Here is a 24,298-nt window from a genome sequence, read left to right on the forward strand (position 1 = left end):
GAGTTCACCCACCCCACCCCGCCGGGTCGCCACACGGACAGTCCGGGTGCCGGGACCAGCTGCGCCGCCGGGTCCGGCCCTGCGGCAGCGCAGTCTCCCAAGTGGCGTCGACGGCCGTGGGCAGGCCGCCGTCCAGGTGGTAGAGCAGCTGCTGGGCGGCCCTGGCCGCGACCTCGGCGGCCAGGACGACGTCGCAGGGCTGGTCGCGGGGCGGGACGTCGCTGCTCAGCTGGGCGAGCAGCACCGGCCATTGGCCGTCGCGGTCCGACCGGTGGAGATCGAGACATCGACCACAGGCCGAGTCGCCCGGCAGCACAAACGGTCCAACCACTCCGACGGTGTCCCGGACGTCCGCGAAAAGGTGCGGGGTGCCCTGGCGGGTCAACCGGTCGGCCAGCTCCGGGTCGGGCCGCGACTCGGAGACCACCACCGCCGCGTCGGGCAGCGTCCGCCCTGGCGGCAGGGTGCACAAAACCCCGGGCGCGGCCCGGCGGACGGCCTCCCGGACGGCGGTCTCCCGGCGCCTGCCGGTCTGCGTCCACCGGTATCCGGCGGGTCCGGCGTCCGAAGGGGCGACTGGGCGGCGGTCCACCGGCACGACCCTGCCCACCCCGGCGGCGGCCAGCAGGGTGGCGACGGCCGCCCCGACCCGGCCCGCGCCGTAGACGACGACGGTGGCGTCCGTACGCTGGGCCAGCGACCCCAGGCCGCCGTCGGACCCCTGCCACACCAGGGCGAGTGAGGCGAGGTCCGGGCTGATCCGGTCCTGCTGGGAGGCGGTCGGCGGGAGTGTGGGCGGCCGGTCCGCGGCATCCTCCAGGACGCCGTTCTCGGCGAGCACGGTCAAAAGATCATCGACCTGTACGGGGGACAGGCCCAGTTGCCGGGCGAACCCGTACGTCTGACTGAGGGTGCGACAGCCGTCCAACTCGTCGAGCAACCGGGCGACGGGCGGGGTCAGGCCGGTGAGCACCACGGCGTTGTCCGGGTCCAGGCCGAGCTGGAGCGTGGCGCGGTCACGCCACAGGCGGCGCAGGGCGGGTCTGAGCATGGGGCGCACGGGGTTGCTCCTTCACGCCGACGGGAGGGATCCGACAGCGGAAAGCATGCGCCCGGACACTCGCTGTGCCCAATCCGTTGTCCACAGGTCGGGTGTGATGAACAGACGAACGTCGTACGGGAAACTCTTCCGGCAAACGCCGACCGGGCTGTCGGGCGGGGGCGATAGCGTCGGACCATGGCCGTGAACGCCGATCCCGCACCCGCCTCCGTCCGTCCGGATCCCACCCCCGAAATCCCTGCCCCGCCCGCCGCTCAGGAGCGGGGTGCCGTCGAAGTGCGCCGCAGCGCCAAACGCAGGCGCACGGTCTCCGCGTACCGCGAAGGCGGCCGGACCATCGTGCTGATGCCCGCGCGGATGTCCAAGACCGAGGAGGCCCACTGGGTCACCGTCATGCTCGACCGCCTGGACGCCAAGGACCGCCGCCGCAGGCCCGCCGACGAGGACCTCATGCAGCGGTCCGCCGAACTCTCCGGACGCTTTCTGGCCGGTCGCGCGGTGCCGGTCAGTGTCCGCTGGGTCGGCAACCAGAACAGCCGCTGGGGTTCGTGCACCCCCGCGGACGGCACCATCCGACTGTCCGACCGCCTGCGGGGAATGCCCGCCTACGTGGTGGACTACGTGCTTCTGCACGAGCTGTCCCACCTCCTGGAACCAGGGCACGGGCCGGAGTTCTGGGCACTCCTGACCGCCTATCCGAAGACCGAGCGCGCGCGGGGGTTCCTCGAAGGGGTCGCCTCCGCCGCAGGTCTGGACATTTCGGACGAGGCCGACGGGTGACCGGGAAACCCGGGGGACGGCCCTCCACGAGGGTGCTCCGCGCCGTATAGCGTGGGCCGATCAAAGCAAACGGGGAACCGTGCGCATGCGCAGGTCGTCGGGACAGACGGCAGGCTGGACACAAGCGTTGAAGGGAGCCACGAAGTGGTCGAGTTCAGGAAGGGCCAGAAGTCCAAACTCGCCGACCTGACCGCGGGGACCGACCTGTACATCGGTGTGCGGCTGGACGCGCCGGGGCTCTCCTTCGACATCAGTTGTTTCGGCCTGGACGCGAACGACCGGCTTTCCGACGACAGCTACTTCATCTTCTTCAACCAGCCGAAGTCACCGGAGGAGTCGATCCAGCTCCTGGGCGCGCAGGCGGGTGACACCGAGTCCTTCCGGGTCACCCTCGACCGCGTGCCGCCGCACATCCACAAGCTGGCGTTCACCGCGACGATCGACGGCGACGGGACGATGGCCCAGGTCACGTCGGGCTATCTGCGGATCGCGGCCGGCGGCCAGGAGATCGCCCGGTACGCCTTCACCGGTGCGGAGTTCAGCACCGAGCGGGCGACCATGATCTTCGACGTCTACCGCAAGGACGTCTGGCGGCTCTCGGCCGTCGGCCAGGGCTTTGACGGCGGACTGCGCGCGCTCCTGGAGAACTTCGGCGGCGAGGTCGCCGACGATGACGACGACGACAAGTCGGCCGGCGAGCCGCAGCAGGTGCCGTCCTTCGGCCCGCCGCCGGGCGCTCCCGTACAGCACCAGCCGCCGCCCGCGCCGTCCTTCGGCCCACCCCCCGGCGGACCCGCGCAGCACCAGCCGCCTGCGCCGCAGCACCAGCAGCAACCGGCGGTGCAGCACAACCTGGCGCACCCGCCGCCCCCGCAGCACCAGCAGCAGCCCCCGCCGTTCGGCAACCCGCAGCAACCGCTGCCCGGGCAGTTCCCGCCACCCGGCCACATGCCCCCGCCCGGGCAGTTCCCGCCGCCGGGTCAGATGATGCCGCCGCAGCACCAGCAACAGCAGCAGCAGCAGCAGCCCGACATGCAGATCAACACCGGCGACCAGACCCCGCAGTACGGCATCGAGGCGTTCCGCGAGACCCAGGGCGAAGGCCGCTGGGTCCAGCAGGGCCCCAAGATGGTCCGCGCCAAGATCGACGGCAGCAGCAAGGTCGTCGCGCGGCAGGGCGTCATGGTCGCCTACCAGGGCGACGTGAAGTTCAAGTTCCAGGGCCAGAGCATGGGCGCCCGGTTCAACAACCGGCAGACCGGCCAGTCGATGGAGCTGATGCGCTGTGAGGGTGAAGGGGAGGTGTTCTTCGCCGAGGACGGCGCGAACCTCCACTTGGTCGAACTCCAGGGCAATCGGCTGTGCGTCAGCGCCGCCAACGTCCTCGCGTACGACGAAGGCCTGACCATCGAGCCCACCCGCATCGAGGGTCAGGGCATCCCCGGCGGCGGCCTGTTCGTGCAGACCTTCTCCGGCAACGGCACGGTGATCGTCAAGACCAGGGGCATCCCGATGGTCCTTCCCGTGCAGGGGCCGACCTTCGCGGACACCAATGCGATCGTCGCCTGGACCGACGGAAACGGGATGATGGTTTCGACCACCACCCAGATGCGGCTGCGCCGTACTGCCTTCCCCGGGCACAGCGGGGAGACGGTGAACCTCCAGTTCCGTTGTCCGCCCGGCAACCACTTCATCGTCGTCCAGCCGTACGAAGTCTGAGGGGATCAGCACCATGGACCAGCAGATGATCGCGGACTACGGGCAGACCGCACCGACCGCACGGATGGCCTTCCACGGCAACAAGATCTGCCGGGTGAACATGCAGCAGGGCTCTCCCGGTGTGTACGCCAAGCAGGGCTCGATGATCGCGTACGAAGGCTGGATCACCTTCCAGCCGGTCGGCCAGGGGCGGACCCGCCGGGTGGGCCGGGCGCTCACCGGCGAGGGCATGAACCTGATGATGGCCGAGGGGCAGGGTGACCTCTACCTCGCCGACTACGGCGCCGACGTTGTGATCCTCCAGCTCAACGGGGACAGTCTGTCTGTCAACGGCAAGAACGTCCTGGCCTTCGACGCGAACATGACCCACGAGATCAAGTCGGTGCCGGGTGTCGCAGGGAAGTTCTCCGGCAACGGCATGTTCAACATGGTGATCTCCGGCCAGGGCTGGGTGGCCATCACCACCCAGGGCCGCCCGGTCGTCCTCGACCCGGCCGAGCGGGAGACGTTCGTCGACCCCGACGCGCTGGTCGCCTGGACCACGAACCTCAGGATGAAGACCAAGACCTCGATGCGGCTCGGCGGCATCGTCGGCCGGGGCAGCGGTGAGGCCGCGCAGGTCGGGTTCACCGGCCAGGGCTACGTCGTCGTGCAGCCGTGCGAAGACACCACCGACCGCTTCCACGCCCGGGGTTAGGGGACACGACGATGCAGAGCTCACTCTTCGCCAACGCCGCGACGCAGTCCAACGAGCGGTTCAGCCTGCAGAACCCGCAGATGCTGCGGGCCCAGCTGGGCAACGGGAACCCGCCGGAGCTGCTGGCCCGCAACGGCTCGATGGTTGCCTACCAGGGCGCGATCGACTTCGACGGCTACCTGCGCTCTGGTGCCGAACAGGCCGCCGCCGCCCGGACGGGCGAGCAGCTGGACCTGATGATGTGCCGCGGCACGGGCACGCTGTTCCTGGCCAACATGGCGCAGGCGATCCACATCCTGAACCTGAACCAGGAGGGCGTGACCGTCGACGGGCAGTACGTCCTGGCGCTCGACCCCGGGCTCACCTGGAACGTCGTCGGCATCGAGTCGCAGCAGGCGGTGGCCGGTGTCGGCGCGTACAGCCTGGAGATCGGCGGCACCGGCCGCCTTGTCGTCATGACTTCGGGAAAGCCACTGGTCATGCGGGTGACCCACGACCGTGAGGTGTTCGCCGACGCGGACGCCGTCGTCGGCTGGTCGAGCCAGCTGCACATCGGCATGGAGTCGCAGGTCACCTCGCAGCGTGTCTACAGCCGCCGCCGGAGCACCGGCGAGGGCTGGACGATGAGCTTCCGCGGTGAGGGCTACGTCATCGTGCAGCCCAGCGAGCTGTTGCCGCCGGCCGAGTTCATCACCTCGACCGAGGGTGTCAACTGGCTCAACAACCGCGGCATGGGCAACTCCAGCATGCGCGGCAACACCTGGGGCAGCTGAGCGGCGCGTCCCGGGGTCCTTCGCGAAAAACCACAGGGCGTTTCGTACGGGTGAACCCGTACGAAACGCCCTGTGGTTCTTAAGGTCAGGAACCCAGCAGCTCCACGGCCCGTTTCACCAGGCGGCGCACCGAGTCGTCGGTGCCGGGCGGCAGGGCGTCGTACGGGAACCAGCGCAGGTCGTCGGACTCGTCGCTGATCGCTGCGACGGCGCCCGGCGGGGCCACTGCCACATATTGAACGTCAAAGTGCACGGCGCACGGAGTGTCGTGCCGGTCGAGCACGGCGGGGCCGTCGAGCAGCCGCAGCCCGTCGATGCCGGACTCCTCGGTCGCCTCCCGCAGTGCGGCGGCGGCCAGCGAAACGTCACCCGGCTCGCAGTGGCCGCCGGTCTGCAACCAGCGTTTGATCTTCGAGTGCAGGGTGAGCAGCACCCGCCCGCGGACCGGGTCGACGATGATCGCGCTGCCGGTCAGGTGGCCGTCCGCACAGGCTTTCCACATGCCGTCGGCGTGCCCGGACAGGTGCGCCAGGTAGTCCCGGCGCAGGGCGTCCTGTTCGGCGCAGGGTGCGGCCCAGGTGCCGAGCACCCGGGCCGCGTCGTCGTGCAGTGTCACTCCGTGTCGCCCTCAGGCTTCTTCTTGTCGTCCTGCTCAGGCCGCTCAGGATGCTCAGGCTGCTCAGGCTTCTTCTCCTGGGCGGCCTTCTTGCCCTTCTCGACCTGGTCGGCCTCTTCGACCTGCTCGGCCTGGAGCTTGTCCAGGTCGGCGTCCATCTCCGCGACGAGCCCGGAGATGTCGAGCTCCTCGCGGTGCACGAAGCCGTCCGGGTCGTCGAGGTCCTCGGCGGTCGGCAGCAGGTCAGGGTGGGCCCAGACCGCGTCGCGGCCGTCGGTGCCGCGGGCGTCGGCGAGCGACGCCCACAGACGGGACGCGTCCCGCAGGCGGCGTGGGCGCAGTTGCAGGCCCACCAGGGTGGCGAAGGTCTGCTCGGCCGGGCCGCCGGTGGCCCGGCGGCGGCGCAGGGTCTCGCGCAGTGCGTCGGCCGACGGCAGGCGCGGGGCGGCTGCGGCGTGCACGACCGCGTCCACCCAGCCTTCGACGAGGGCGAGGGCGGTTTCGAGCCTGGCCAGCGCGGCCTTCTGCGCGGGCGTCTCCTCGGGCTGGAACAGACCCTCGGCGAAAGCTTCCTGGATTGCTTCCGGGTTCGACGGGTCGATGCGCCCGGCGGCCTCCTCCAGCCGGCTCATGTCCACCGAGATCCCGGCGGCGTACGCGGCGACGGTGTCGTAGAGGTGGCGGCGCAGCCACGGCACGTGCACGAAGAGCCGCTGGTGGGCGGCCTCGCGCAGGGCCAGGTAGAGGCGCACGTCCTCGACTGGGACGGACAGGCCCTCGCCGAGCGCGGCCACGTTGGCGGGCAGCAGCGCCGCCTTGCCGGCCGGCCCGATCGGCAGGCCGATATCGGTGGAGCCGACGACCTCGCCGGCCAGTGCGCCGAGCGCCTGGCCGACCTGGGCGCCGAACATCGCGCCGCCCATCGAGCGCATCATGCCGACCATCGGACCGGCCATGGCCTGCGCCTCGTCGCCGCCCAGACCCGAGGAGCCCAGCATCTCGCCCATGGCGCCGGTGACCCGCTCGGCCAGCGGCTCGACGAGCTCCTTCCACTGCGGGAGGGTCGCTTCGATCCACTCGGCGCGGCTCCACACTGCGACGCTGGTCGCGCCGGACGGCAACTCGGTGACCTCGTCCAGCCACAGGTCGGCCAGGCGCAGGGCCTCTTCGACGGCCCGCCGGTCGACCTGGCCGACGCTGGCGTCGCCCACCGCCGCGACGGTCTGCCGGGAGATGTCCCGGGCCAGGTCCCAGTTGACCGGGCCGCCCTCGTACGAGAGTAGTTTGCCGATCTGTTGGAACGCCTGGCCGATGTCGGCCGGGTTCATCTGCCCGAACATCGCCGCCAGGGGGTTGTTCGGGTCGTTGGGGTCGAAACCGCCGGGCCCGAAGCCGAACGGGTTGCCCCCGCCGGGCCCGAACGGGCCCTGCGGGGTGTTGCGGCCGGACTCGTCGTCATCGCCATCTGACGGTTTGCCGAAGCCGAAAGGGAAATCAGCCATGATGAACCTGCCCTCGGTCCTTGGATTCGCCCGCCAGAGGGGCCGGCCGGTGCTGGTCCACCGCAACCTCTTCCGCCGACTTGGTTCCGTAGGGGCTCCACCGCTTTGCGGAGCCTCTTATACGTTCGTACTGTGCTCTGCCAGTGATGTCGGGCCGTTGTCCGACCTAGCGTCGCTACGGTCTGACGCCCGACATCACAGCAAAACCTGCGTACTACCAAACTAACCACGGGAGACCGCCAGTGAGTTCCCAGCCCCCGGAGGTTCGCTCTGAGCGCACCGGACCTGTCATCGCCGTCACCGGTGCCGCCGACGGCCTCGGGCGGCGGCTGGCGCTGCGCCTGGCGGCGGACGACGGGGTCGGCCGGCTAATCGCGATCGACGAGCGGCGCGGCGACGTCCCCGGTGCGCACTGGCGGATCATGGACGTCCGCGACCCGGCCCTGGCCGGTCGTCTGGAGGGCGTGGACGTCATCGTCCACCTGGCCCTGGACCTGTCCCTCGACTCGGATGTCCGCTCGCGCAGCCTGCTGAACGTCCGAGGGACGCAGACCGTGCTCACCGCCGCGGCGGCGGCCGGGGTCAAGCGGGTCGTGCTGTGCACGTCGGCGATGGTCTACGGCGCGCTGCCGGACAATCCGACCCCGCTGGACGAGGACGCCCCGCTGCGGGCCACCCCCGACGCCTCACTGGTCGGCGACCTGCTGGAGATCGAGGAACTGGCCGAGCGGGCCCCCCGGGCGCACCCGGGCCTGTCGGTCACCGTCGTACGGCCGGCCACGCTGGTCGGCGGCCCGGAGGCCGACAGCGTGCTGACCCGGCACTTCGAGGCCCCCCGGCTCCTCGTGGTGTCCGGCGGCGACCCGCGCTGGCAGTTCTGTCATGTCGACGACCTGACCAGTGCACTTGAGTACGCGGCCTTGGGGAAGGTCCAGGGAGTGCTGACCGTCGGGTGTGACGGCTGGCTGGAACAGACGGAGGTCGAGGAGATGTCCGGGATCCGCCGGATGGAGCTCCCGGCCAGCCTGGCGCTCGGTGCGGCCGAACGGCTGCACCGTCTGGGTCTCACGCCCGCGCCGGCCGGCGATCTGGCGTACACGATGTACGGCTGGACCGTCCCGTCGACGCGCCTGCGCGCGGCCGGCTGGCGGCCGGTGTGGACGAACGAGCTGGCCTTCGCGGCGCTGCTCGAAGAGGGTGCCGGGCGGCACGCGCTGGTCGCCCGCAGGCTGGGGCGCAAGGACGCGGCGACGACCCTCGGCGCGGCCGGTGCGACGGTGGCCCTGGTGGGCGCGGCGGAGTTCGTGCGCCGGGCCCGCAAGCGCCGTCGAGGGCTGTAGTAGGAACGGAAACCAGGACCGGTAATACTTCCGCGTATGGACGTCATCCGTATTGCAGAGATCCGCGAAACGCCGCTGTCGCTGGACGAGGTGTTCGCCGCCGTCGGCGACCCCACCGCGGGCGGCACCGTGTTGTTCGTCGGGACTGTGCGCGACCACGACGGGGGACGCAGTGTGTCCCGTCTGGAGTACAGCGCGCACCCGAACGCCGTAGACGAACTGCGCCGGGTCGCGGAGAAGGTCGTGGCGGACTTCCCCGTGCGGGCACTGGCCGCCGTGCACCGCATCGGCAGCCTGGAGATCGGCGACCACGCGGTGGTCGTCGCGGTGTCCTGCGCGCACCGGTCCGAGGCGTTCGAGGCCTGCCGGCGCCTGATCGACGACCTCAAGCACACGGTGCCGATCTGGAAGCACCAGGTCTACACCGACGGCACGACCGACTGGGTCGGTGCGTGCTGACGCCGGGACAGCAGGCGTGACGGACAGGTGAATCCGTACGCGATTAGTCGCCCTTGATCCTCAATGTCCGTTATGCGGATGACTGCACGGTTACGTAGGATTAGTGACCTGGTTGTCAGTCAAACGCGAACGTACGGGAAAGGGTCCGGCATGGGGTCGATCGCGGTCTGGCTCGCTGTTCCGGTCGTCGCCGTGGCACTGGCGCTGCTGTGGGTCACCTGGGTCGGGCGCTCGCGCCGCGGGCCGCGGATGAACGATTCGGTCGCGCACTACGACCACTACCTCGATGTGATGGACCGGGTGACCCGGACCGCCGCACACGCGCAGGACCGCCATCAGGAGGACCCGGCGGCCCCGGTCCGCCCGATGCACGGCCCCGTATCGTAATCTCGGCCCATGACGCGCCGTACAGCCACCCTGGTCACCACCGGTCTGCTGCTGATAGTCCTGGCGTGCGCGGCCGTGCTGACACCGGTCCCGTACGCAGAGCTCAGCCCGGGACCGACGGTCAACACACTGTCCGACTACAAGGGCCGCCCGGTCATCGAGATCAAGGGCCATGAGACGTTCCCGACCTCCGGGCACCTCAACATGACCACCGTCTCGGTCACCAACAAGACCTACGACATGCCGCTGCTCAACGCCCTCGCCGGCTGGGCGCGCGACGACGCCGACGTGGTCCTGAAGACCAGCATCTACCCGGACGACAAGACCGCCGCCGAGGTCGAGCAGGAGAACGCCGAGGAGTTCAGCTCCTCCCAGGAGCACGCCAAGGTGGCCGCGTTCACGGCGTTGAACATCCCGTTCACCCGGAAGACGGTCATCACCGCGGTCGCCAAGGACGCGGCGGCACTCGGCAAGCTGCACGCCGGAGACGTGATCACCGCCGTGGACGGCGTCCCCGTGGCCGGGCCCAAGGACGTCGCCGCCGGGATCACCAAGCACAAGGCGGGCCAGGACGTCACCGTCACCGTCGAGCCCAAGGAAGCCCCGGGTACCCGCAAGGACGTCGTCGTCACCACGGCGAAGGCTGCGGACGACGGCCGCGCGGTGGTCGGCATCACGCCCGGCACCATGCCCGTCTTCCCGTTCACGGTGGACATCCACCTCGCCGACGTCGGCGGCCCGAGCGCCGGACTGATGTTCACCCTCGGCATCGTGGACAAACTCAGCCCCGGCGACCTGACCGGCGGGAAGTTCGTCGCGGGCACCGGCACGATCGACGACGGAGGCAAGGTCGGCCCGATCGGCGGCATCCAGATGAAGACCATCGCGGCCGACCGCGCGGGGGCGGAGTACTTCCTCACCCCGCAGGACAACTGCAAGGCGGCGGCGTCCACCAAGCCCGGCGGGCTCACGCTCGTCAAGGTCGACACCGTCACCGACGCGCTCAAGGCGCTCGACGTCATCCGCACCGGCCAGGGGCAGCTGAACACCTGCCAGCCCTGACCGGCGCGTCGCGGTACCGTCCGGATTACTCGTCCGCGCCCGCGAGGGTGGCCTTCAGCGCCTCGGCCAGGCCCGGCACCAGACCGGCGCCGGACAGCACCTCGTTCTCCGAGTCCTTCGTCCGCAGCCGGATCGCCGACTCCTGCTCGCCGTCGCGGGTGACACCCACGGCGATCCGCACCTCCTGGCGCTCCGGGCTGCTCGCCGCCCAGCGCTCCAACTCCTCGGGGCCGGCGTTTCCGGGCATCTTCGCCTCGGCCTCCGGCGGGAGCATCAAACGCTCCAGGACCAGGGCGCAGCCGACGATGGCGTCCGGCCAGGCGATCTGCGCCAGGAACTCGTCCACCGGCACGTTCGCCGGGATCTCGTCCTGTTCGATGGGGGTGAGCGTGTTGGGGGAGTCGGGGTCGGCCGACAGGCCCAGCTGGGCCGCCAACTGGGGTTCGGCTTCGAGGAGCTGGTGGGTGTCGACCAGGGCGAACAACCGGGCCGGCTGATCCCAGCCGAGGTCGGACACGTACCGCTCGATCTCCAGGACGGCCTGGGTGAGTGCAAGAGACATAGACACAATCCTGCCTGCAAAACGGGAGACCCCGCGCACCCGGGTGCCGCGGAGGGCTTGGCGGTCTCATTACCATTGCGCATCTGATCGCCCTGATAGCCCTGCGAAGTGGGGAACCAGGGCGGCGGCCGGTAAGTTTACGAGACGGGCGCCACACCCGGCGCACGAAAACCAGGCCATGATCGAGGTGCAGCACCCTTGGTGTTCCAGATGCCCGAGCGCGGAGACCCGGGCCGCCGAATCCGAATGGGAGCCCCCTCCCGCCGTTCCCGAACACTGCTGCTCACGCTGGCAGTGCTCGTGGTCCTGGTGGTGGCCTGGGTCCTGTTCGCCAACTTCTGGACCGACCGGCTTTGGTACCAGTCGGTCGGTTACAGCAACGTATTCACCACCCGACTGTGGACCCGCATCGGGCTGTTCTTCGTCTTCGGCCTGCTCATGGCCGTCGTCGTGGGACTCAACGTCTACTTCGCCTACCGGCTGCGCCCGGTGTTCCGCGGCATGTCGCTGGAACAGCAGTCCCTGGACCGCTACCGCCAGACGATCGCCCCGTTCCGCACGTGGGCGATGATCGGCCTGTCGGTCCTGATCGGGATCATCGCCGGGACCTCGGCCTCCGGGCAATGGCAGACCTGGCTGAAGTTCGTCAACGGAGTGTCGTTCGGTCAGAAGGACGCACAGTTCGGCAAGGACGTCTCGTTCTACGCCTTCGACCTGCCGTTCTACCGCTTCCTGGTGGACTTCGCCTTTGTGGCGATCGTCGTGGGTCTGCTCCTCGCGGTGCTCACCCACTACCTGTACGGCGGCCTGCGGGTGCAGAGTCCCGGAGCCCGTGCGACGCCCGCGGCCCAGGCGCACCTGTCCCTGCTGCTCGGCCTGTTCGTCCTGTTCAAGGCCGTCGCCTACTGGCTGGACCGCTACTCCCTGGCGATCTCCTCCGGCGACTTCAAGAGCGCGCAGAACTTCACCGGGCTGCGCTACACCGACGCCAACGCGGTGCTCCCGGCGAAGACGATCCTGTTCTTCATCGCGATCGTGTGCGCGGTGCTGTTCTTCGTGAACGTCTTCCGGCGCACATGGGCGCTGCCCATGGCCGGCTTCGGCCTGATGGTCCTGTCCGCGCTGCTGATCGGCGGGCTCTACCCGATGATCGTGCAGAAGTTCGAGGTCAAGCCGAACGAGCAGGCCAAGGAAGCGGAGTACATCAACCGCAACATCGTGGCCACCCGCGAGGCGTACGGGATCAAGGACGTACACGCGGAGAACTACCAGGGCAACACGGCGGCCACCCCCGAACTGCGGCAGGCGGCGGCGGACACCGCCAGCATCCGGCTGCTCGACCCGAACCTGGTCTCGCCGACCTTCAACCAGTTGCAGCAGCTGAAGCAGTACTACGCGTTCAACACGACCCTGGACGTCGACCGCTACAAGGTCGAAGGCGGCAAGACCCAGGACACGGTGATCGCGCTCCGCGAGCTGAACCCGCAGGGCACGCAGAGCCACAACTGGGTCAACGACCACACCAAGTACACCCACGGGTACGGCGTGGTCGCGGCCGAGGGATCGGCCGTCGACAAGGAGGGCAAGCCGCTCTTCCTGGAGAAGGACATCACCAAGGCGGGTGACAAGCCCGGTCCGCTGGGCGCCTACCAGCCGCGGATCTACTTCGGTGAACAGACCACCGAGTACTCGATCGTCGGGTCCCCCAAGGGCACCGCGGCGTCCGAGATCGACTACCCGGACGAGTCGCAGGCCAGTGGCCAGCAGGTGTACTCCTACACCGGTGACGGCGGCGTGCCGGTCGGCTCGATGTTCAACAAGCTGCTGTACGCGACGAAGTTCAAGGAGGGCAACTTCCTGCTCTCCAACTCGATCAACGAGAAGTCGCGGATCCTGTACAACCGCACCCCCAAGGAGCGGGTCGAAGCGGTCGCCCCGTGGCTGACCATCGACGGCGACCCGTACCCGGCCGTCGTCGACGGCAAGGTCGAGTGGATCGTCGACGCGTACACGACCACCAACGGTTACCCGTACGCCACGCGGACCACGTTCGGCGACGCGACCGGCGACTCGATCGTCAAGGCGGACAACCGGCGGGCCGCGGTGGGCGACACCGGGCAGGTCAACTACATCCGCAACTCGGTCAAGGCGACCGTGGACGCGTACAGCGGCAAGGTCACCCTCTTCCAGTGGGACGAGCAGGACCCGGTCCTCAAGACGTGGATGAAGTCCTTCCCCGGCACGGTGAAGAAGAAGGCGGACATCCCGCAGGCCCTGATGAGTCACCTGCGCTACCCGCAGGACCTCTTCAAGGTGCAGCGCGACCTGCTGACCCGCTACCACGTCACCGACCCGAAGACGTTCTTCAACGGTTCGGACTTCTGGCGGGTGCCCAAGGACCCGACCGGTGCGGCCGGCGACCAGCCGCCGTACTACCTGTCGATGAAGATGCCGGCCGCGCTGGAGGCCAAACCGGAGCAGCAGCAGTCCTTCAAGCTGACGACGACGTTCGTGCCGAACGCCAGGGAGAACCTGGCTGCCTTCATGGCAGTCAACGCCGATCCTGGCCCTGACTACGGCAGGATGCGGCTGCTGACCCTGCCGTCGGTGACGGGCATCAACGGCCCCGACCTGATGCAGAAGCAGTTCAGCGCGAACAGCGACGTCAGCAGGCAGCTGAACATCCTGAACCAGACCGGCTCCCAGGTGAAGTACGGCAACCTGCTGAGCCTGCCCGTGGGTGGTGGCGTCCTGTACGTCGAACCGGTCTACCTGCAGGCGAACGCGGTGGGCTCCTACCCGCTGCTGAGCAAGGTGCTGGCCTCGTACGGGGGCAAGATCGCCTTCGAGGACACGCTGGACAAGGCGCTCGACTCGCTGTTCGGGGCACCCGGCCAGCCGCCGGTCACCCCGCCTGCGACGGGTGAGCAGAAACCGCCGACGACCCCCGGGCCGAACCAGAACCCCACGGTCAAGCAGGCGCTCGAAGACGCCCAGAAGGCGATCACGGACGCCAACGAGGCGCTGAAGGTCGGCGACTTCGCCAAGTACGGCGAAGCCCAGACGCGGCTCAAGGACGCGATCAACAGGGCGGTCACGGCCGAGGAGACCGCCCCGGTCCAGCAGACACCGGCTCAGCAGACACCGGCCCCGGCCGGTCAGACGCCACCGGCCACAGCACCCACAACCCCGCCGGCCACTCCGAAACCGTAGTGCCGTCAGGTAAGTGATTTGGTCCATCCCGCGTCGTGGCGTAAGCTGAAGACACAACGACGCGGGGTGGAGCAGCTCGGTAGCTCGCTGGGCTCATAACCCAGAGGTCGCAGGTTCAAATCCTGTCCCCGCTACCACGAAGAATCAGAAGGCCCGGTCCTCACGGACCGGGCCTTCTGCTTTGTCCTCTGCCGCACTGTCCACTGCTGTGCTGTCCACTGCTGTGCTGTCCTGGCGTCACCTGCGCCCGGCCGTGACCTGCGCCCGGCCGTGACCTGCGCCCGGCCGTGACCTGCGCCCGGCCGTGACCTGCGCCCGGCCGTGACCTGCGCCCGACTGTGCGAAGACCGAAGGGCCCCGTCCGTTTCCGGACGGGGCCCTTCGGCTGTTCATTTCGTACGGGCAGCCCTGACGGGCTTGGTTACAGCGAAATCCGGCGGCGCAGGCCACGCAGCGGTGCAGTCAGCGTGATCGACGCGAGTCGGTTCGGTTTGCGGGCGGAGCGGGGCGTGAGGCCTTGTATGACCATGACAGCGTCGCGAGTGGTCGCCGTCGACGGCACAGTCGCGGGACCGAAAAGGGCGAGGTGCCGGTCAAGGCGCTCGCCCATACGGCCACGGATAGCGTCGACTGACGGGACCGGGACACGGCGCGGCATGCTCGAATGGCCCATTTCTGATATGACCACGACGCAGACCGTACCCCATTGAGGGGTACTCCACACGGCTTGAAATCGTATGTCGAGACTCGATCGTGTCCCGGTTTTTCCGGTCGGTCACTTTATCGATTTTTGTAGGTGGGACCGCAGGTGAGGACGGGCGCAGGGGGCGCGCGGAGCCCGCGCGGGGAATTTGCTCTGATCCACAACGGTGCCGTAGTGTTCAGCATGTCGACGCGGGGTGGAGCAGCTCGGTAGCTCGCTGGGCTCATAACCCAGAGGTCGCAGGTTCAAATCCTGTCCCCGCTACCACATAACAGTTAAGGGCCCGAACACAGAAATGTGTCCGGGCCCTTGCTGGTTTTATGCCAGGCTCCAAGCGTGGGCGCGCCGCAGTGCCGCCGTGGCTCCGCTGCGGTGCCGTTGTGGTCAGAATCCTCCCGAGACCGTTGCTTCGCCCCGTCCGCACACAACTCGACTCGGGAGAGCTGGAGCGCACGCCCGCAAAGGCGGAATCCGGACCTGCACGCATGGGGCCCGTGGTGCGACGATAAGCCGATGGGGGAGCGGAAGGGGGCCGGCATGCAGCACATGCGACCGTCGACCGGGCGTGGCCGCACGCCCGGCGACGCCTACTGGGCCGACGACGTGTACGAACCCGAACCCGCCTACACCGCCCGGCCCATCCTCTCCGGCCTGTCCGTCGGCGGTTACGCCGACGAAGAGCTGGACACCGTCGTCCTGGACCGAGGCCGCGCCCAGGCGTCCATCCCCGGGCAGAACCGCGGCGGCCCCGACGACTACGCGGTCCTGGTCCCCTTCCGGCCGCGTCGCGGCAACGGTGAGCAGTCCGGCGGCAGTGATCCGATCGGCAGTACGGACGACCTGGAGCGCCGCGAGGACGACGAACTCGAACGCCGCTACCGCGAGCGGGCCGGGCGCATCCCCTCAGCCGCCAACAAACTCGCACTCCTCCTGCTGCGCCGCGACGACACGGAGGAAGCCGAACAGTGGCTGCGCCGGGCCGCGGACACTGGGCACCGGGGCGCGGCCACCAACCTCGGCGTGCTGATGAACCGTCAGGGCCGGGACGGCGAGGCCCGCCGCTGGTGGTTCCGGGCGGCCGAGGCCGGCAGCCGCATCGCCGCGTACTCCCTGGGTGAACTGCTCCTGGTCGACGCCGCGGCGGGCCAGGGCGACGACGACCTCGAACAGGCGCTGTACTGGCTGCGGATCGCCGCCGACGCCGGACACGTGCGTGCCGCGCTGACCCTGGGCGGGCACTTCGAGGAGTCGCTGCCCACCGCCGCCGAGCGGTGGTACCGCCGGGCGGCCGAGGCCGGGCACCCGGAGGCCGCGTTCCGCCTGGGGCTCATGGGCGCCGACCGGGATGACGAACGGGCCGCCGCGGCCTGGTTCCTGCGGGCGGCCTCGTGCGGGCACGTCCGCGCCGCCGTGCACCTGGCCGGGCTGTTGCAGCGCGACGGCGACGCCGGTGAGGCCCAGGACTGGTACCGCCTCGCGGCCGAGGAAGGCGACGCGACCGCGGCCCGTGCGCTGGGCTTCCTGCTGCAGGACACCGGTGACACCGCCGAAGCCGTCCAGTGGTGGCAGCACGCCGCCGAAGCCGGGGACGGGGTCGCGGCCAACGCGCTGGGCGCGACGCTCGCCGCCGAGGGCCGGGACGCGGACGCCGCCCACTGGTACGAAAAGGCCGCCGCCGCGGGGGAGTGCAACGGCGCCTTCAATCTCGGCCTGCTGCACGCGGGGCAGACGAACGCCGGACAGACCGGTGCTGCCCGGAACGGTGCCGGTGAGAACTGCGGCGGCCAGAGCGTCCCCGGCGGCCAGCGCCTCCCCGGCGGCCGGGGCGACCCGGCCCAGGCGGAACGCTGGTACCGCATGGCCGCTTACGCCGGTCACGCCGAAGCTGCGAACGCCCTGGCCGGGCTGCTCCTCGGCCGCGGCGACGAGGGCGAAGCACAGGTGTGGTTCAGCCGCGCCGCCGAAGCCGGCAGTGTGGACGGCGCGTACAACCTCGGCATCCTGCACCACCGCAAGAGCCGTGCGGAGGACGCCGGGCGCGCGTGGGCCCAGGCGGCGGACGCCGGTCACGTCGAAGCGGCTTTGCAGCTCGGTCTGTTGTGCGAACGGTACGGCGACGGCGAGAAGGCGGCCGTCGCGTACCGCACTGCCGCCGACGGCGGGAAGGTGCTCGCCGCCTTCCGGCTCGGTGCCCTGCACGCCGACCGCGGCGACCAGGACGGCGCCCTGCGCTGGTACAGCGCGGCGGCTGACGCCGGGCACCGGCCCGCGATGCTCCGTGCCGGGGTGACCGCGGCCAGGCTCGGCGACGACACCGAAGCCGTCCGCCGGTTCCGGACCGCCGCCGAAGCGGGCAGTACCGCCGCCGCGTACAACCTCGGTCTGATCGGGTTGAGGCACGGTCAGGACGCGGACGCGGAGCCGTGGTTGCGCGAGGCCGCCATCCGCGGGCACGGGCGGGCGGCACTGCGGCTGATCGCGGTGGCGCTGCGGCGCGAGGACCTGGCCGGGGCCGAGTCCTGGTGCGGCCCGGCGCTTGACTCCGGCGACCCGGACGTCGGCGCGCGGGTGCGCCGGTTGCTGGAGGCGCTGCGTGCGGAGCGGTTGAGCGCCTGAACTCCCGTACCCGAAACTCCCGTACCCGAAAACCGGTCGTGCCCGGAATGCTGTGAACGAAGATCGAACCACCGCATTCCGAGCATGACCGACGCGGCGAAACCCGCCGACGGCCTGCGACAGGTGGCCCACATGCCGCAATGCGACTGCGCCGGCGGACACAGCGGGTGGGGCCGGGTGCCGGGGTGGGCCCGGCGACTCAGCCCACCAGTTCCTCGGCGTGACTCCGCTGCTCCACCGTGCAGCGCACGATGTCGCGGACCGAGATGATCCCCGTGACCTCGTTGCCGTCCAGGACGACCAGGTGCCGGAAGCCGCCGCGGGTCATCGCGCGGGCCGCCGCCTCCAGCGTCCAGTCGGGGGTGGCGAAGACGACGTCCGTGGTCAGGTGGTCGGCGGCCGGTTCGATGTCGGGGTTCTCGCCGAGGCCGATGGCGATCAGGATGTCCCGCTCGGTGAGGATCCCGATGCCGGAGGTCTCCGGATCGGTGACGACGACCGCGCCGACCCGGCGGGCGGACATCAGGCGGGCGGCGTCGCGCAGGGTGTGGGCCGGGCCGATGGTCAGGACGAGTGTGCTCATGGCGTCGCGGACGAGCATGCGGCAGCACCTCCGGTGCGGGCGTGGAGGGAGGTCCTCGGGAAGTTTTTCACAAGTTCACAAGGGTGGGTTCACTCATCGTGACAGTTTGCGGCCCAGCAGAAAAGGGGCGTTTCGTGGTGAATTCCAGGCGTGTTTTTTGCTGCTGCGGGGTTTGCTGACCTTCAGTCCGAGGTTTGCCGACCTTCGGCCCAAGGCCTGCTGAGGCTCAGTCCGAAGTCTGCCGACCTTCACCTCGACGTTTCCTGACCTTCGGGCAGAAAACTTACGGGGGCGCTGCCGTGACGGCAGCGCCCCCGTGACCGCGGTCCACCTCAGCCGTGCAGGTAGCCGCGTAGTTCCTCGTGCAGCAGTCCGTTGGACGCCACCGCGTTGCCGCCCGCCGGGCCCGGCGTGCCGTCCAGTGCGGTGAACCGGCCGCCGGCCTCCTCGACGATGACCGACAGGGCGGCCAGGTCCCAGAGGTTGACCTCCGGCTCGGCGGCCATGTCGACGGCGCCTTCGGCGACCAGCATGTAACCCCAGAAGTCGCCGTACGCGCGGGTGCGCCAGCAGGCCCGGGTCAGGTCCAGGAAGTCGTCGAGGCGGCCGAGGCCCTCCCAGCCCTCGAAGTCGGAGTACGCGAACGACGCGTCCGCGAGCTTCGACACCTCGGACACGCGCAGCCGCGACGCCTGGGAGAGCGTCCGCCCGGTCCACGCGCCCGAGCCCTTCGTGGCCCACCAGCGGCGGCCGAGGGCGGGGGCGGACACCAGCCCGACCACCACCTCGTCGCCGTCCATCAGCGCGATCAGGGTCGCCCAGACGGGTACACCTCGCACATAGTTCTTAGTGCCGTCGATCGGGTCGATGACCCAGCGGCGGCGCGCGGAGCCGGTCGTGCCGTACTCCTCGCCGACCACCGCGTCACGCGGGCGGGCACGCTCCAGTTGGCTGCGGATCAGTTCCTCGACGGCCTTGTCGGCGTCGCTGACCGGGGTCATGTCCGGCTTCGTCTCGACTTGCAGGTCGAGAGCTTTGAACCGGTCGAGGGAAGTGGCGTCGGCCGTGTCCGCCAGGACATGGGCCAGACGCAGGTCATCGTCATAGCCGGGCATGGGGCGAACATTAGCCACCCCACGGTGCGCCGTGCCATCCAACCCGTGCTGTGCGGTTCCACAAGCTTCGTTTCCGGGCGTTACCTGATCGGCCCCCAGGCATTTCTCAACAGGGTGTCAATTCTGTCTTCCACCGCTTCTGGCACTCTCGTAAGCTCAGACAACGAAAGAGCTCCCACCCGCGTAGCGGCTTCGCCGGTACGGGTGACTTAGGGGGACTGAGGGGCAGCCATGGCACTGTTCGGGGCCGGACGATCGCGTACGCGTATGACCGAGGCCGTCCAGGGGGACGCACTGCTCGAACCCCTGCGCGGCGTGGACGGCTGGACGCTCGACCACACGCCGCTGGCCGGGCGGCTCCCGCGGGAGGAACTCCGCGAGCTGGCGACCCTGCTGCACGGCGTCGCCGTCGGCATGGACACCCCGTGGACCTACGAGCGGGCCACCGACCTCCTGGAGAAGTACGGCGAACGCCCGCAGGCGCTGGCCGTCCTGGAGATCTGGCAGGCCCTCCCCGAGCGGGTCCGGGCGCGGAACCCGCAGCAGGACCGCGTGCTCCAGCGCCGCCGCCAGCGGCTGCGCGCCCGCCTCGGCGTCACCGCCACACCCAGGTCCGCCCCCGACGCGGCAGGTGCCCCCGCGCTGCCGCACCAGCGTCAGGCGCCGGCCCTGCCCCGCCCGGCCGTCCTGCTGAAGAAGGCCGTCACCAAGCCCCGGACGACGGCGAAGGCCATCGCCCGCACGATGAACAAACCGAGCGCGGGACCGGGCGGCTGACGCCCGCCACCCACGTCACACAGACGCCCGCCACCCACGTCACACAACTGAATACGCACGACGCAAAAGCACCATGAACCATCCCTTTCGGATGCGCCAGGAGGCTCCTAGTGTCGACCCATCCCCTGTACGCCCTGCCCACCGAGATGTCCTCGTGGGAAGTGCCCGCCGCCGGCCACGCCCGGTTCACCTGGGAGTACGACGACGGCCGTGACCGGCTGCTCGCGCTCTACCAGAAGGGCAAGGACAAGCAGTGGGACGCGGTCACCCGCATCGACTGGTCCCAGGAGGTCGACCACTACAGCCCGCTGGGGATGCCCCAGGAACTGCACACGCTGTTCGGCACCCCTTCGTGGAACCGGCTGACCGAACAGGAACGGCTGGAACTCGGCCGGCACTCCATGGCCTGGCAGTTCAGCCAGTTCCTGCACGGGGAGCAGGGCGCGATGATCTGCGCCGCGCGTATCTGCGAATCCGTACCCGACCTTGATTCGAAGTTCTACGCGGCCACGCAGGTGATGGACGAGGCGCGCCACGCGGAAACGTACGCCCGTTTCCTCCAGGACAAGGTCGGCCTCTACTACCCGATCAACAAGAGCCTCAAGGCGCTCCTGGACGACACCCTCAGCGACTCCCGCTGGGACATGCCCTACCTCGGCATGCAGGTGCTGATCGAAGGCCTCGCGCTGGCCGCTTTCGGGATCCTGCGTGACCTCACCAGCGAAGCGTTGCCCAAGCAGATCCTCACGTACGTGATGCAGGACGAGGCCCGGCACGTGGCCTTCGGCCGCATCGCGCTGCGCGACTACTACGCCGAACTCACCCAGAAGGAGCGCGACGAACGTGAGGAGTTCGTCGTCCAGGGCTGCTACCTCATGCGCGACCGGCTGCGCGGCGAAGAGGTGTGGGACAACTTCGAGAAGATAGACAAGAAGGAGGCCTGGGAGGCCACCGAGAACTCCGAGTACGTCCGGGACTTCCGCCGCCTGCTGTTCAGCCGCATCGTGCCGTGCATCAAGGACATCGGCCTGTGGGGGCCCAAGGTGCGCGCGGCGTTCGCCGACATGGGCGTGCTTGAGATGGGCGACAGCAACCTCGACGCGCTGATGCGCGCCGATGAGGAGAGCGCCGAGGAACTGGACCGGCAGCGCCGCAGGTTCGCCGCGGAGGAGAAGGCCCGCGAGGGGGAGATCGACGACATGGTGCAGTCGGGGCGCGACTGAGCGAAGCGAAGGAGCGTGGCTGGAGGCCACAGCCCCGCTGTGAAGCAGCTTTGGTTCACAGGGGGCGCCACCTGGTCCACCGACTGCGATTGTGTGGCCGTCCGCTGAACCGGGCACCGGTCCGCTGCGTACTAGTCGACGCAAGCTACGCAGCCTTCGACGAAGAGAGCCCCATGTTCGACACCGCGTTCGGCCTGCCCCTGCACGTGCTCGTCCTGCACGTGGCCGTGGTCGGGGTGCCCGTCGCCGCGCTGGCGACGATCGCGGCTGCGGCCCGCCCGGTGCGGCTGGCCGGAAAGCTCGGCCCGCTGGCCGTCGGCTGGTGGGTGGTGGTCCTCGACGCGCTCGGCCTGCTGACCGTCTACATCACCAAGGAGAGCGGCAAGAAGTTCGCCGAGCGGCAGTTCCCCGGCGGGCAGTACCCGCCCGCCGTGCAGAAGCACATCGACCTGGGCTCGGACATGATCTGGTACGCCCTGGCCCTGCTGGTGGTCGCGGTCCTGCTGGCCCTGGTGACCCGGCGCCCGGGGCTGCCGAAGGTCCTCGTCATCGTCGTCGCCGCCGTGACCGTCGCCGCGGCTGTGGTGACCACGGTCCAGATCGTCCGCACGGGACACCAGGGCAGCAAGGGCGTGTGGAGCACTAACTGACACAGCTGCGGCGAGCACGGGAACCCAAGATCTCCACAGGGGCGTTTTCCACCTGGTCGACGCGGCTGTGTTCAGTCGCCGTCGACCCGGTCCCGGGTCTGGAGCAGCCGCCGCAGCGACGCGAGCCGGGCCGGGGCCGCGTGGCCGTCGGCCACCCACTGGCCGAGGGCGCAGTCCGGCTCGTCGTGCGAGCACAGGCGCGGGCAGTTCTCCGTACCGGGCTCAAGGTCGGGGAAGGCGTTGATGATCCGGGAGAGGTCCACGTGGTGCAGACCGAAGGACCGCACTCCGGGGGTGTCGATGACCCAGCCCGTGTCGTCGTCGCCTGGCAGCCGTAGTGTCAGCGCCGAGGTCGTTGTGTGCCGGCCCCGTCCGGTGTGCTCGTTCACCACGCCGACGGCCCGCTGGTGGTCCGGCACGAGCGCGTTGACCAGCGTCGTCTTGCCCACACCGGAGTGCCCGACGAAGACGGTGCGCTCGCCCACGAGCTTTTCCCTGATCGGGTCCAGGTCCCAGTCGGTGAACTCCGAACCGCCCCGGGTGACGACGTACGGGACCTCAAGCGCGCCGTACAGCTCCAGGAATCCGTCCGGCGACGTCAGGTCGGCCTTGGTCAGCACGAGCAGCGGTTCGAGACCGGCGTCGTAGGCCGCGACCAGGCAGCGGTCCACCATGCGCGGGCGCGGCTCCGGGTCGGCCAGCGCGGTGACGATCGCCAGCTGGGTGGCGTTGGCGACGATGATGCGCTCGAACGGGTCGTCGTCGTCGGCCGTGCGCCGCAGCGTGGACGTGCGCGCCTCGACCCGGACGATCCGGGCGAGAGTGTCCTTCTCCCCGGTCAGATCGCCGACCACCCCGACCAGGTCGCCCACGACCACGCCCTTACGGCCCAGTTCGCGGGCCTTCATGGCGGTGATCTCCAGGTCGTTGTCCTCGAACAGGACCGTGAACCGACCCCGGTCGACCGTCAGGATGCGGCCGACCTGCGCCTCTTCGTGCTTGGGCCGGGTACGGGTGCGCGGCTTACTGCCGTGCTTCCCCGGACGGATCCGGATGTCGTCCTCGTCGTAGTCCTTGATCCGGATGGAGGTGTTCGCGCGCGCCATGGAATCAGACCTGACCGAGCATGTTCGCCCACAGGCCGGGGAAGTCCGGCATCGTCTTGACGGTCGTCTCCACGTTCTCCACCTGAACACCTTCCACCCGCAGCCCGAGCAGCGCACCCGCGTGGGCGATGCGGTGGTCGTCGTACGTGTGGAACACCCCGCCGTGCAGCGCCCTGGGCCGGATCTCCAACCCGTCGGCGGTGTCGGTCGCGTCGCCGCCGAGGCCGTTGATCTCGTTGGCCATCGCCGACAGCCGGTCGGTCTCGTGCAGCCGCAGGTGCGCGATGCCGGTGAGGGTGCTGGGTGAATCGGCCAGTGCCGCCACCGCGGCGATCACCGGGGTCAGCTCGCCGACTTCGTGCAGGTCGGCGGTGATGCCGCGCACCACGCCGGTGCCGGTCAGCTTCAGGCCCTGGGCGGTGAACTCCACCCGGCCGCCCATGTCGGTGAAGATCTGCCGCAGCGCGTCGCCGGGCTGCGTGGTGTGCTCCGGCCAGTCGCGGATGGTCACGCTGCCTCCGCACACCAGTGCGGCGGCGAGGAACGGCGCGGCGTTGGACAGGTCGGGCTCGACGGTCATGTCCCGGCCGAACAGCACCCCGGGCGCCACCCGCCAGACGTTTTCCTCACCATCGTCGACCTGTGCCCCGGCGGCGCGCAGCATGTCCACGGTCATCTGGATGTGCGGCGTCGAGGGCACCGAGGCGCCGGTGTGCCGCACTTCGACGCCCTGGTTGAACCGGGCGCCCGAAAGCAGCAGCGCACTGATGAACTGCGAGGAGGACGACGCGTCGACTTCGACCGTGCCGCCGTCGAGTGCTCCGCCGCCGCGCACGGTCAGCGGCAGCCGCCCGGTGTCCTGGTCGTCGATCCGGGCACCGAGGTCACGCAGCGCGGAGATCACTCCGTCGAGCGGACGCTCGTGCGAACGGGGGTCGCCGTCGAAGTGGACGTCACCGTCGGCCAGCGCGGCCACCGGCGGCAGGAAGCGCATCACCGTTCCGGCGTTGCCGACGTCGACCTTGGCGGGACCGGCCAGGGCGGCGGGGATGATGTACCAGTCTTCGCCCTGGCCCGCGACGGAGTCGCTGTCGGGTACGTCTTCGATGGTGACGCCCATGGCGCGCAGCCCCGCGGCCATCAGCTGGGAGTCGCGGCTGCGCAGCGGCCGTCGGATGTAGCCAGGGCCGTCGGCGAGTGCGGCGAGCACAAGCGCGCGGTTGGTCATCGACTTGGAGCCGGGGAGGGATACGACAGCATCGACAGGGGTGGTCGCTGAGGGTGCAGGCCAGTGCGCAGTGGTCATAAAAACCCAGAGTAGTGCGTGCGGCCGGGGCCCTGTCGCGGTGTGGAGG

The 24,298-nt window shown here is 69.8% G+C and carries 21 protein-coding genes and 2 tRNA genes; 15 read left to right on the forward strand and 8 right to left on the reverse strand.

The window, feature by feature from the left end; genetic code table 11:
* Window positions 1-4 precede the first annotated feature (4 nt).
* Window positions 5-1,051 carry a ThiF family adenylyltransferase gene (locus AC0Z36_RS12790; RefSeq protein ID WP_485462973.1) on the reverse strand — a complete coding sequence of 349 codons (1,047 nt, stop codon included), beginning with the start codon at window positions 1,049-1,051 and terminating at the stop codon, window positions 5-7.
* Window positions 1,052-1,243: 192 nt separating this feature from the next.
* On the opposite strand from AC0Z36_RS12790, the gene AC0Z36_RS12795 reads away from it, so the two are divergent.
* From AC0Z36_RS12795 to AC0Z36_RS12810, 4 genes are all read left to right on the forward strand, one after another.
* Window positions 1,244-1,840 carry a M48 metallopeptidase family protein gene (locus AC0Z36_RS12795; protein ID WP_485462974.1) on the forward strand — a complete coding sequence of 199 codons (597 nt, stop codon included), beginning with the start codon at window positions 1,244-1,246 and terminating at the stop codon, window positions 1,838-1,840.
* A gap of 144 nt (window positions 1,841-1,984) precedes the next feature.
* Window positions 1,985-3,559 (forward strand): TerD family protein, encoded by a 1,575-nt coding sequence (locus AC0Z36_RS12800; protein WP_485462938.1) that lies wholly within the window; start codon window positions 1,985-1,987, stop codon window positions 3,557-3,559.
* Window positions 3,560-3,572: 13 nt separating this feature from the next.
* Window positions 3,573-4,256, forward strand: coding sequence for an AIM24 family protein (locus tag AC0Z36_RS12805; RefSeq protein WP_485462939.1), 684 nt, complete (start codon window positions 3,573-3,575; stop codon window positions 4,254-4,256).
* Between the two features lie 11 nt (window positions 4,257-4,267).
* Complete coding sequence (locus AC0Z36_RS12810) at window positions 4,268-5,029, forward strand: AIM24 family protein (protein ID WP_485462940.1); 762 nt, start codon at window positions 4,268-4,270, stop codon at window positions 5,027-5,029.
* Between the two features lie 85 nt (window positions 5,030-5,114).
* Here the strand turns inward: AC0Z36_RS12810 and AC0Z36_RS12815 are convergent, their stop codons facing one another.
* Together AC0Z36_RS12815 and AC0Z36_RS12820 are read right to left on the reverse strand one after the other, a co-directional pair.
* Window positions 5,115-5,645 carry an NUDIX hydrolase gene (locus tag AC0Z36_RS12815; RefSeq protein ID WP_485462941.1) on the reverse strand — a complete coding sequence of 177 codons (531 nt, stop codon included), beginning with the start codon at window positions 5,643-5,645 and terminating at the stop codon, window positions 5,115-5,117.
* Entirely contained in the window at window positions 5,642-7,147 is a 1,506-nt protein-coding gene (locus tag AC0Z36_RS12820) for a zinc-dependent metalloprotease (protein WP_485462942.1), read from the reverse strand. The genes AC0Z36_RS12815 and AC0Z36_RS12820 overlap by 4 nt, the downstream gene beginning before the upstream one ends.
* Window positions 7,148-7,389: 242 nt before the next feature.
* Between AC0Z36_RS12820 and AC0Z36_RS12825 the strand changes: the two genes are divergently transcribed.
* From AC0Z36_RS12825 to AC0Z36_RS12840, 4 genes are all read left to right on the forward strand, one after another.
* Window positions 7,390-8,487 carry an NAD-dependent epimerase/dehydratase family protein gene (locus AC0Z36_RS12825; protein WP_485462943.1) on the forward strand — a complete coding sequence of 366 codons (1,098 nt, stop codon included), beginning with the start codon at window positions 7,390-7,392 and terminating at the stop codon, window positions 8,485-8,487.
* A 36-nt stretch (window positions 8,488-8,523) separates the two neighbouring features.
* Window positions 8,524-8,946: a molybdenum cofactor biosynthesis protein MoaE gene (locus AC0Z36_RS12830; RefSeq protein ID WP_485462944.1), complete on the forward strand. Its 423-nt coding sequence runs from the start codon at window positions 8,524-8,526 to the stop codon at window positions 8,944-8,946.
* A gap of 150 nt (window positions 8,947-9,096) precedes the next feature.
* Window positions 9,097-9,333 (forward strand): hypothetical protein, encoded by a 237-nt coding sequence (locus AC0Z36_RS12835; RefSeq protein WP_485462945.1) that lies wholly within the window; start codon window positions 9,097-9,099, stop codon window positions 9,331-9,333.
* A 9-nt stretch (window positions 9,334-9,342) separates the two neighbouring features.
* Window positions 9,343-10,395 carry a YlbL family protein gene (locus tag AC0Z36_RS12840; RefSeq protein ID WP_485462946.1) on the forward strand — a complete coding sequence of 351 codons (1,053 nt, stop codon included), beginning with the start codon at window positions 9,343-9,345 and terminating at the stop codon, window positions 10,393-10,395.
* Between the two features lie 25 nt (window positions 10,396-10,420).
* Here the strand turns inward: AC0Z36_RS12840 and AC0Z36_RS12845 are convergent, their stop codons facing one another.
* The gene (locus tag AC0Z36_RS12845) at window positions 10,421-10,957 is read right to left on the reverse strand and encodes a PPA1309 family protein (protein ID WP_485462947.1); all 537 of its coding nucleotides are present in this window, start codon (window positions 10,955-10,957) and stop codon (window positions 10,421-10,423) included.
* 246 nt (window positions 10,958-11,203) lie between these two features.
* Here AC0Z36_RS12845 and AC0Z36_RS12850 point away from each other — a divergent pair, with 246 nt between their 5' ends.
* The 4 genes from AC0Z36_RS12850 to AC0Z36_RS12865 all read left to right on the forward strand — a co-directional run bounded on the left by AC0Z36_RS12850 (window position 11,204) and on the right by AC0Z36_RS12865 (window position 17,489).
* Entirely contained in the window at window positions 11,204-14,170 is a 2,967-nt protein-coding gene (locus AC0Z36_RS12850) for a UPF0182 family membrane protein (protein WP_485462948.1), read from the forward strand.
* A 60-nt stretch (window positions 14,171-14,230) separates the two neighbouring features.
* Window positions 14,231-14,307 (forward strand) — tRNA-Met (locus AC0Z36_RS12855).
* A 756-nt stretch (window positions 14,308-15,063) separates the two neighbouring features.
* Window positions 15,064-15,140: transfer RNA gene (locus AC0Z36_RS12860), tRNA-Met, on the forward strand.
* A 270-nt stretch (window positions 15,141-15,410) separates the two neighbouring features.
* The gene (locus AC0Z36_RS12865) at window positions 15,411-17,489 is read left to right on the forward strand and encodes an SEL1-like repeat protein (RefSeq protein WP_485462949.1); all 2,079 of its coding nucleotides are present in this window, start codon (window positions 15,411-15,413) and stop codon (window positions 17,487-17,489) included.
* 199 nt (window positions 17,490-17,688) lie between these two features.
* On the opposite strand, the gene AC0Z36_RS12870 is transcribed toward AC0Z36_RS12865, so the two are convergent.
* Together AC0Z36_RS12870 and hisN are read right to left on the reverse strand one after the other, a co-directional pair.
* On the reverse strand, window positions 17,689-18,090 hold the full coding sequence (locus AC0Z36_RS12870) for a CBS domain-containing protein (RefSeq protein ID WP_485462950.1): 402 nt from the start codon (window positions 18,088-18,090) through the stop codon (window positions 17,689-17,691).
* 314 nt (window positions 18,091-18,404) lie between these two features.
* Window positions 18,405-19,187 carry a histidinol-phosphatase gene (gene hisN / locus AC0Z36_RS12875; protein WP_485462951.1) on the reverse strand — a complete coding sequence of 261 codons (783 nt, stop codon included), beginning with the start codon at window positions 19,185-19,187 and terminating at the stop codon, window positions 18,405-18,407.
* Window positions 19,188-19,418: 231 nt separating this feature from the next.
* On the opposite strand from hisN, the gene AC0Z36_RS12880 reads away from it, so the two are divergent.
* The 3 genes from AC0Z36_RS12880 to AC0Z36_RS12890 all read left to right on the forward strand — a co-directional run bounded on the left by AC0Z36_RS12880 (window position 19,419) and on the right by AC0Z36_RS12890 (window position 21,837).
* Window positions 19,419-19,964, forward strand: a complete 546-nt coding sequence (locus tag AC0Z36_RS12880) for a hypothetical protein (RefSeq protein WP_485462952.1) — start codon at window positions 19,419-19,421, stop codon at window positions 19,962-19,964.
* A gap of 110 nt (window positions 19,965-20,074) precedes the next feature.
* A complete protein-coding gene (locus tag AC0Z36_RS12885) occupies window positions 20,075-21,187 on the forward strand; it encodes a ferritin-like domain-containing protein (RefSeq protein ID WP_485462953.1) in 1,113 nt (370 codons plus the stop codon).
* Window positions 21,188-21,360: 173 nt separating this feature from the next.
* A complete protein-coding gene (locus AC0Z36_RS12890) occupies window positions 21,361-21,837 on the forward strand; it encodes a DUF2231 domain-containing protein (protein ID WP_485462954.1) in 477 nt (158 codons plus the stop codon).
* Between the two features lie 71 nt (window positions 21,838-21,908).
* Here AC0Z36_RS12890 and rsgA read toward each other — a convergent pair whose 3' ends face one another.
* Together rsgA and aroA are read right to left on the reverse strand one after the other, a co-directional pair.
* The gene (gene rsgA / locus AC0Z36_RS12895; RefSeq protein WP_485462955.1) at window positions 21,909-22,943 is read right to left on the reverse strand and encodes a ribosome small subunit-dependent GTPase A; all 1,035 of its coding nucleotides are present in this window, start codon (window positions 22,941-22,943) and stop codon (window positions 21,909-21,911) included.
* 4 nt (window positions 22,944-22,947) lie between these two features.
* The gene (gene aroA, locus AC0Z36_RS12900) at window positions 22,948-24,249 is read right to left on the reverse strand and encodes a 3-phosphoshikimate 1-carboxyvinyltransferase (RefSeq protein ID WP_485462956.1); all 1,302 of its coding nucleotides are present in this window, start codon (window positions 24,247-24,249) and stop codon (window positions 22,948-22,950) included.
* Window positions 24,250-24,298: the final 49 nt, after the last annotated feature.

The organism is Kitasatospora sp. UYEF31 (assembly GCF_057291755.1).

Bases quoted from the DNA above. Each gene is read 5' to 3' on its own strand.
- AC0Z36_RS12790 (WP_485462973.1), bottom strand. From the start codon at position 1,051: ATGCTCAGACCCGCCCTGCGCCGCCTGTGGCGTGACCGCGCCACGCTC.
- AC0Z36_RS12805 (WP_485462939.1), top strand. From the start codon at position 3,573: ATGGACCAGCAGATGATCGCGGACTACGGGCAGACCGCACCGACCGCA.
- AC0Z36_RS12810 (WP_485462940.1), top strand. From the start codon at position 4,268: ATGCAGAGCTCACTCTTCGCCAACGCCGCGACGCAGTCCAACGAGCGG.
- AC0Z36_RS12820 (WP_485462942.1), bottom strand. From the start codon at position 7,147: ATGGCTGATTTCCCTTTCGGCTTCGGCAAACCGTCAGATGGCGATGAC.
- AC0Z36_RS12830 (WP_485462944.1), top strand. From the start codon at position 8,524: ATGGACGTCATCCGTATTGCAGAGATCCGCGAAACGCCGCTGTCGCTG.
- AC0Z36_RS12835 (WP_485462945.1), top strand. From the start codon at position 9,097: ATGGGGTCGATCGCGGTCTGGCTCGCTGTTCCGGTCGTCGCCGTGGCA.
- AC0Z36_RS12840 (WP_485462946.1), top strand. From the start codon at position 9,343: ATGACGCGCCGTACAGCCACCCTGGTCACCACCGGTCTGCTGCTGATA.
- AC0Z36_RS12845 (WP_485462947.1), bottom strand. From the start codon at position 10,957: ATGTCTCTTGCACTCACCCAGGCCGTCCTGGAGATCGAGCGGTACGTG.
- AC0Z36_RS12850 (WP_485462948.1), top strand. From the start codon at position 11,204: ATGGGAGCCCCCTCCCGCCGTTCCCGAACACTGCTGCTCACGCTGGCA.
- AC0Z36_RS12865 (WP_485462949.1), top strand. From the start codon at position 15,411: ATGCAGCACATGCGACCGTCGACCGGGCGTGGCCGCACGCCCGGCGAC.
- AC0Z36_RS12870 (WP_485462950.1), bottom strand. From the start codon at position 18,090: ATGCTCGTCCGCGACGCCATGAGCACACTCGTCCTGACCATCGGCCCG.
- hisN (WP_485462951.1), bottom strand. From the start codon at position 19,187: ATGCCCGGCTATGACGATGACCTGCGTCTGGCCCATGTCCTGGCGGAC.
- AC0Z36_RS12880 (WP_485462952.1), top strand. From the start codon at position 19,419: ATGGCACTGTTCGGGGCCGGACGATCGCGTACGCGTATGACCGAGGCC.
- AC0Z36_RS12890 (WP_485462954.1), top strand. From the start codon at position 21,361: ATGTTCGACACCGCGTTCGGCCTGCCCCTGCACGTGCTCGTCCTGCAC.
- rsgA (WP_485462955.1), bottom strand. From the start codon at position 22,943: ATGGCGCGCGCGAACACCTCCATCCGGATCAAGGACTACGACGAGGAC.
- aroA (WP_485462956.1), bottom strand. From the start codon at position 24,249: ATGACCACTGCGCACTGGCCTGCACCCTCAGCGACCACCCCTGTCGAT.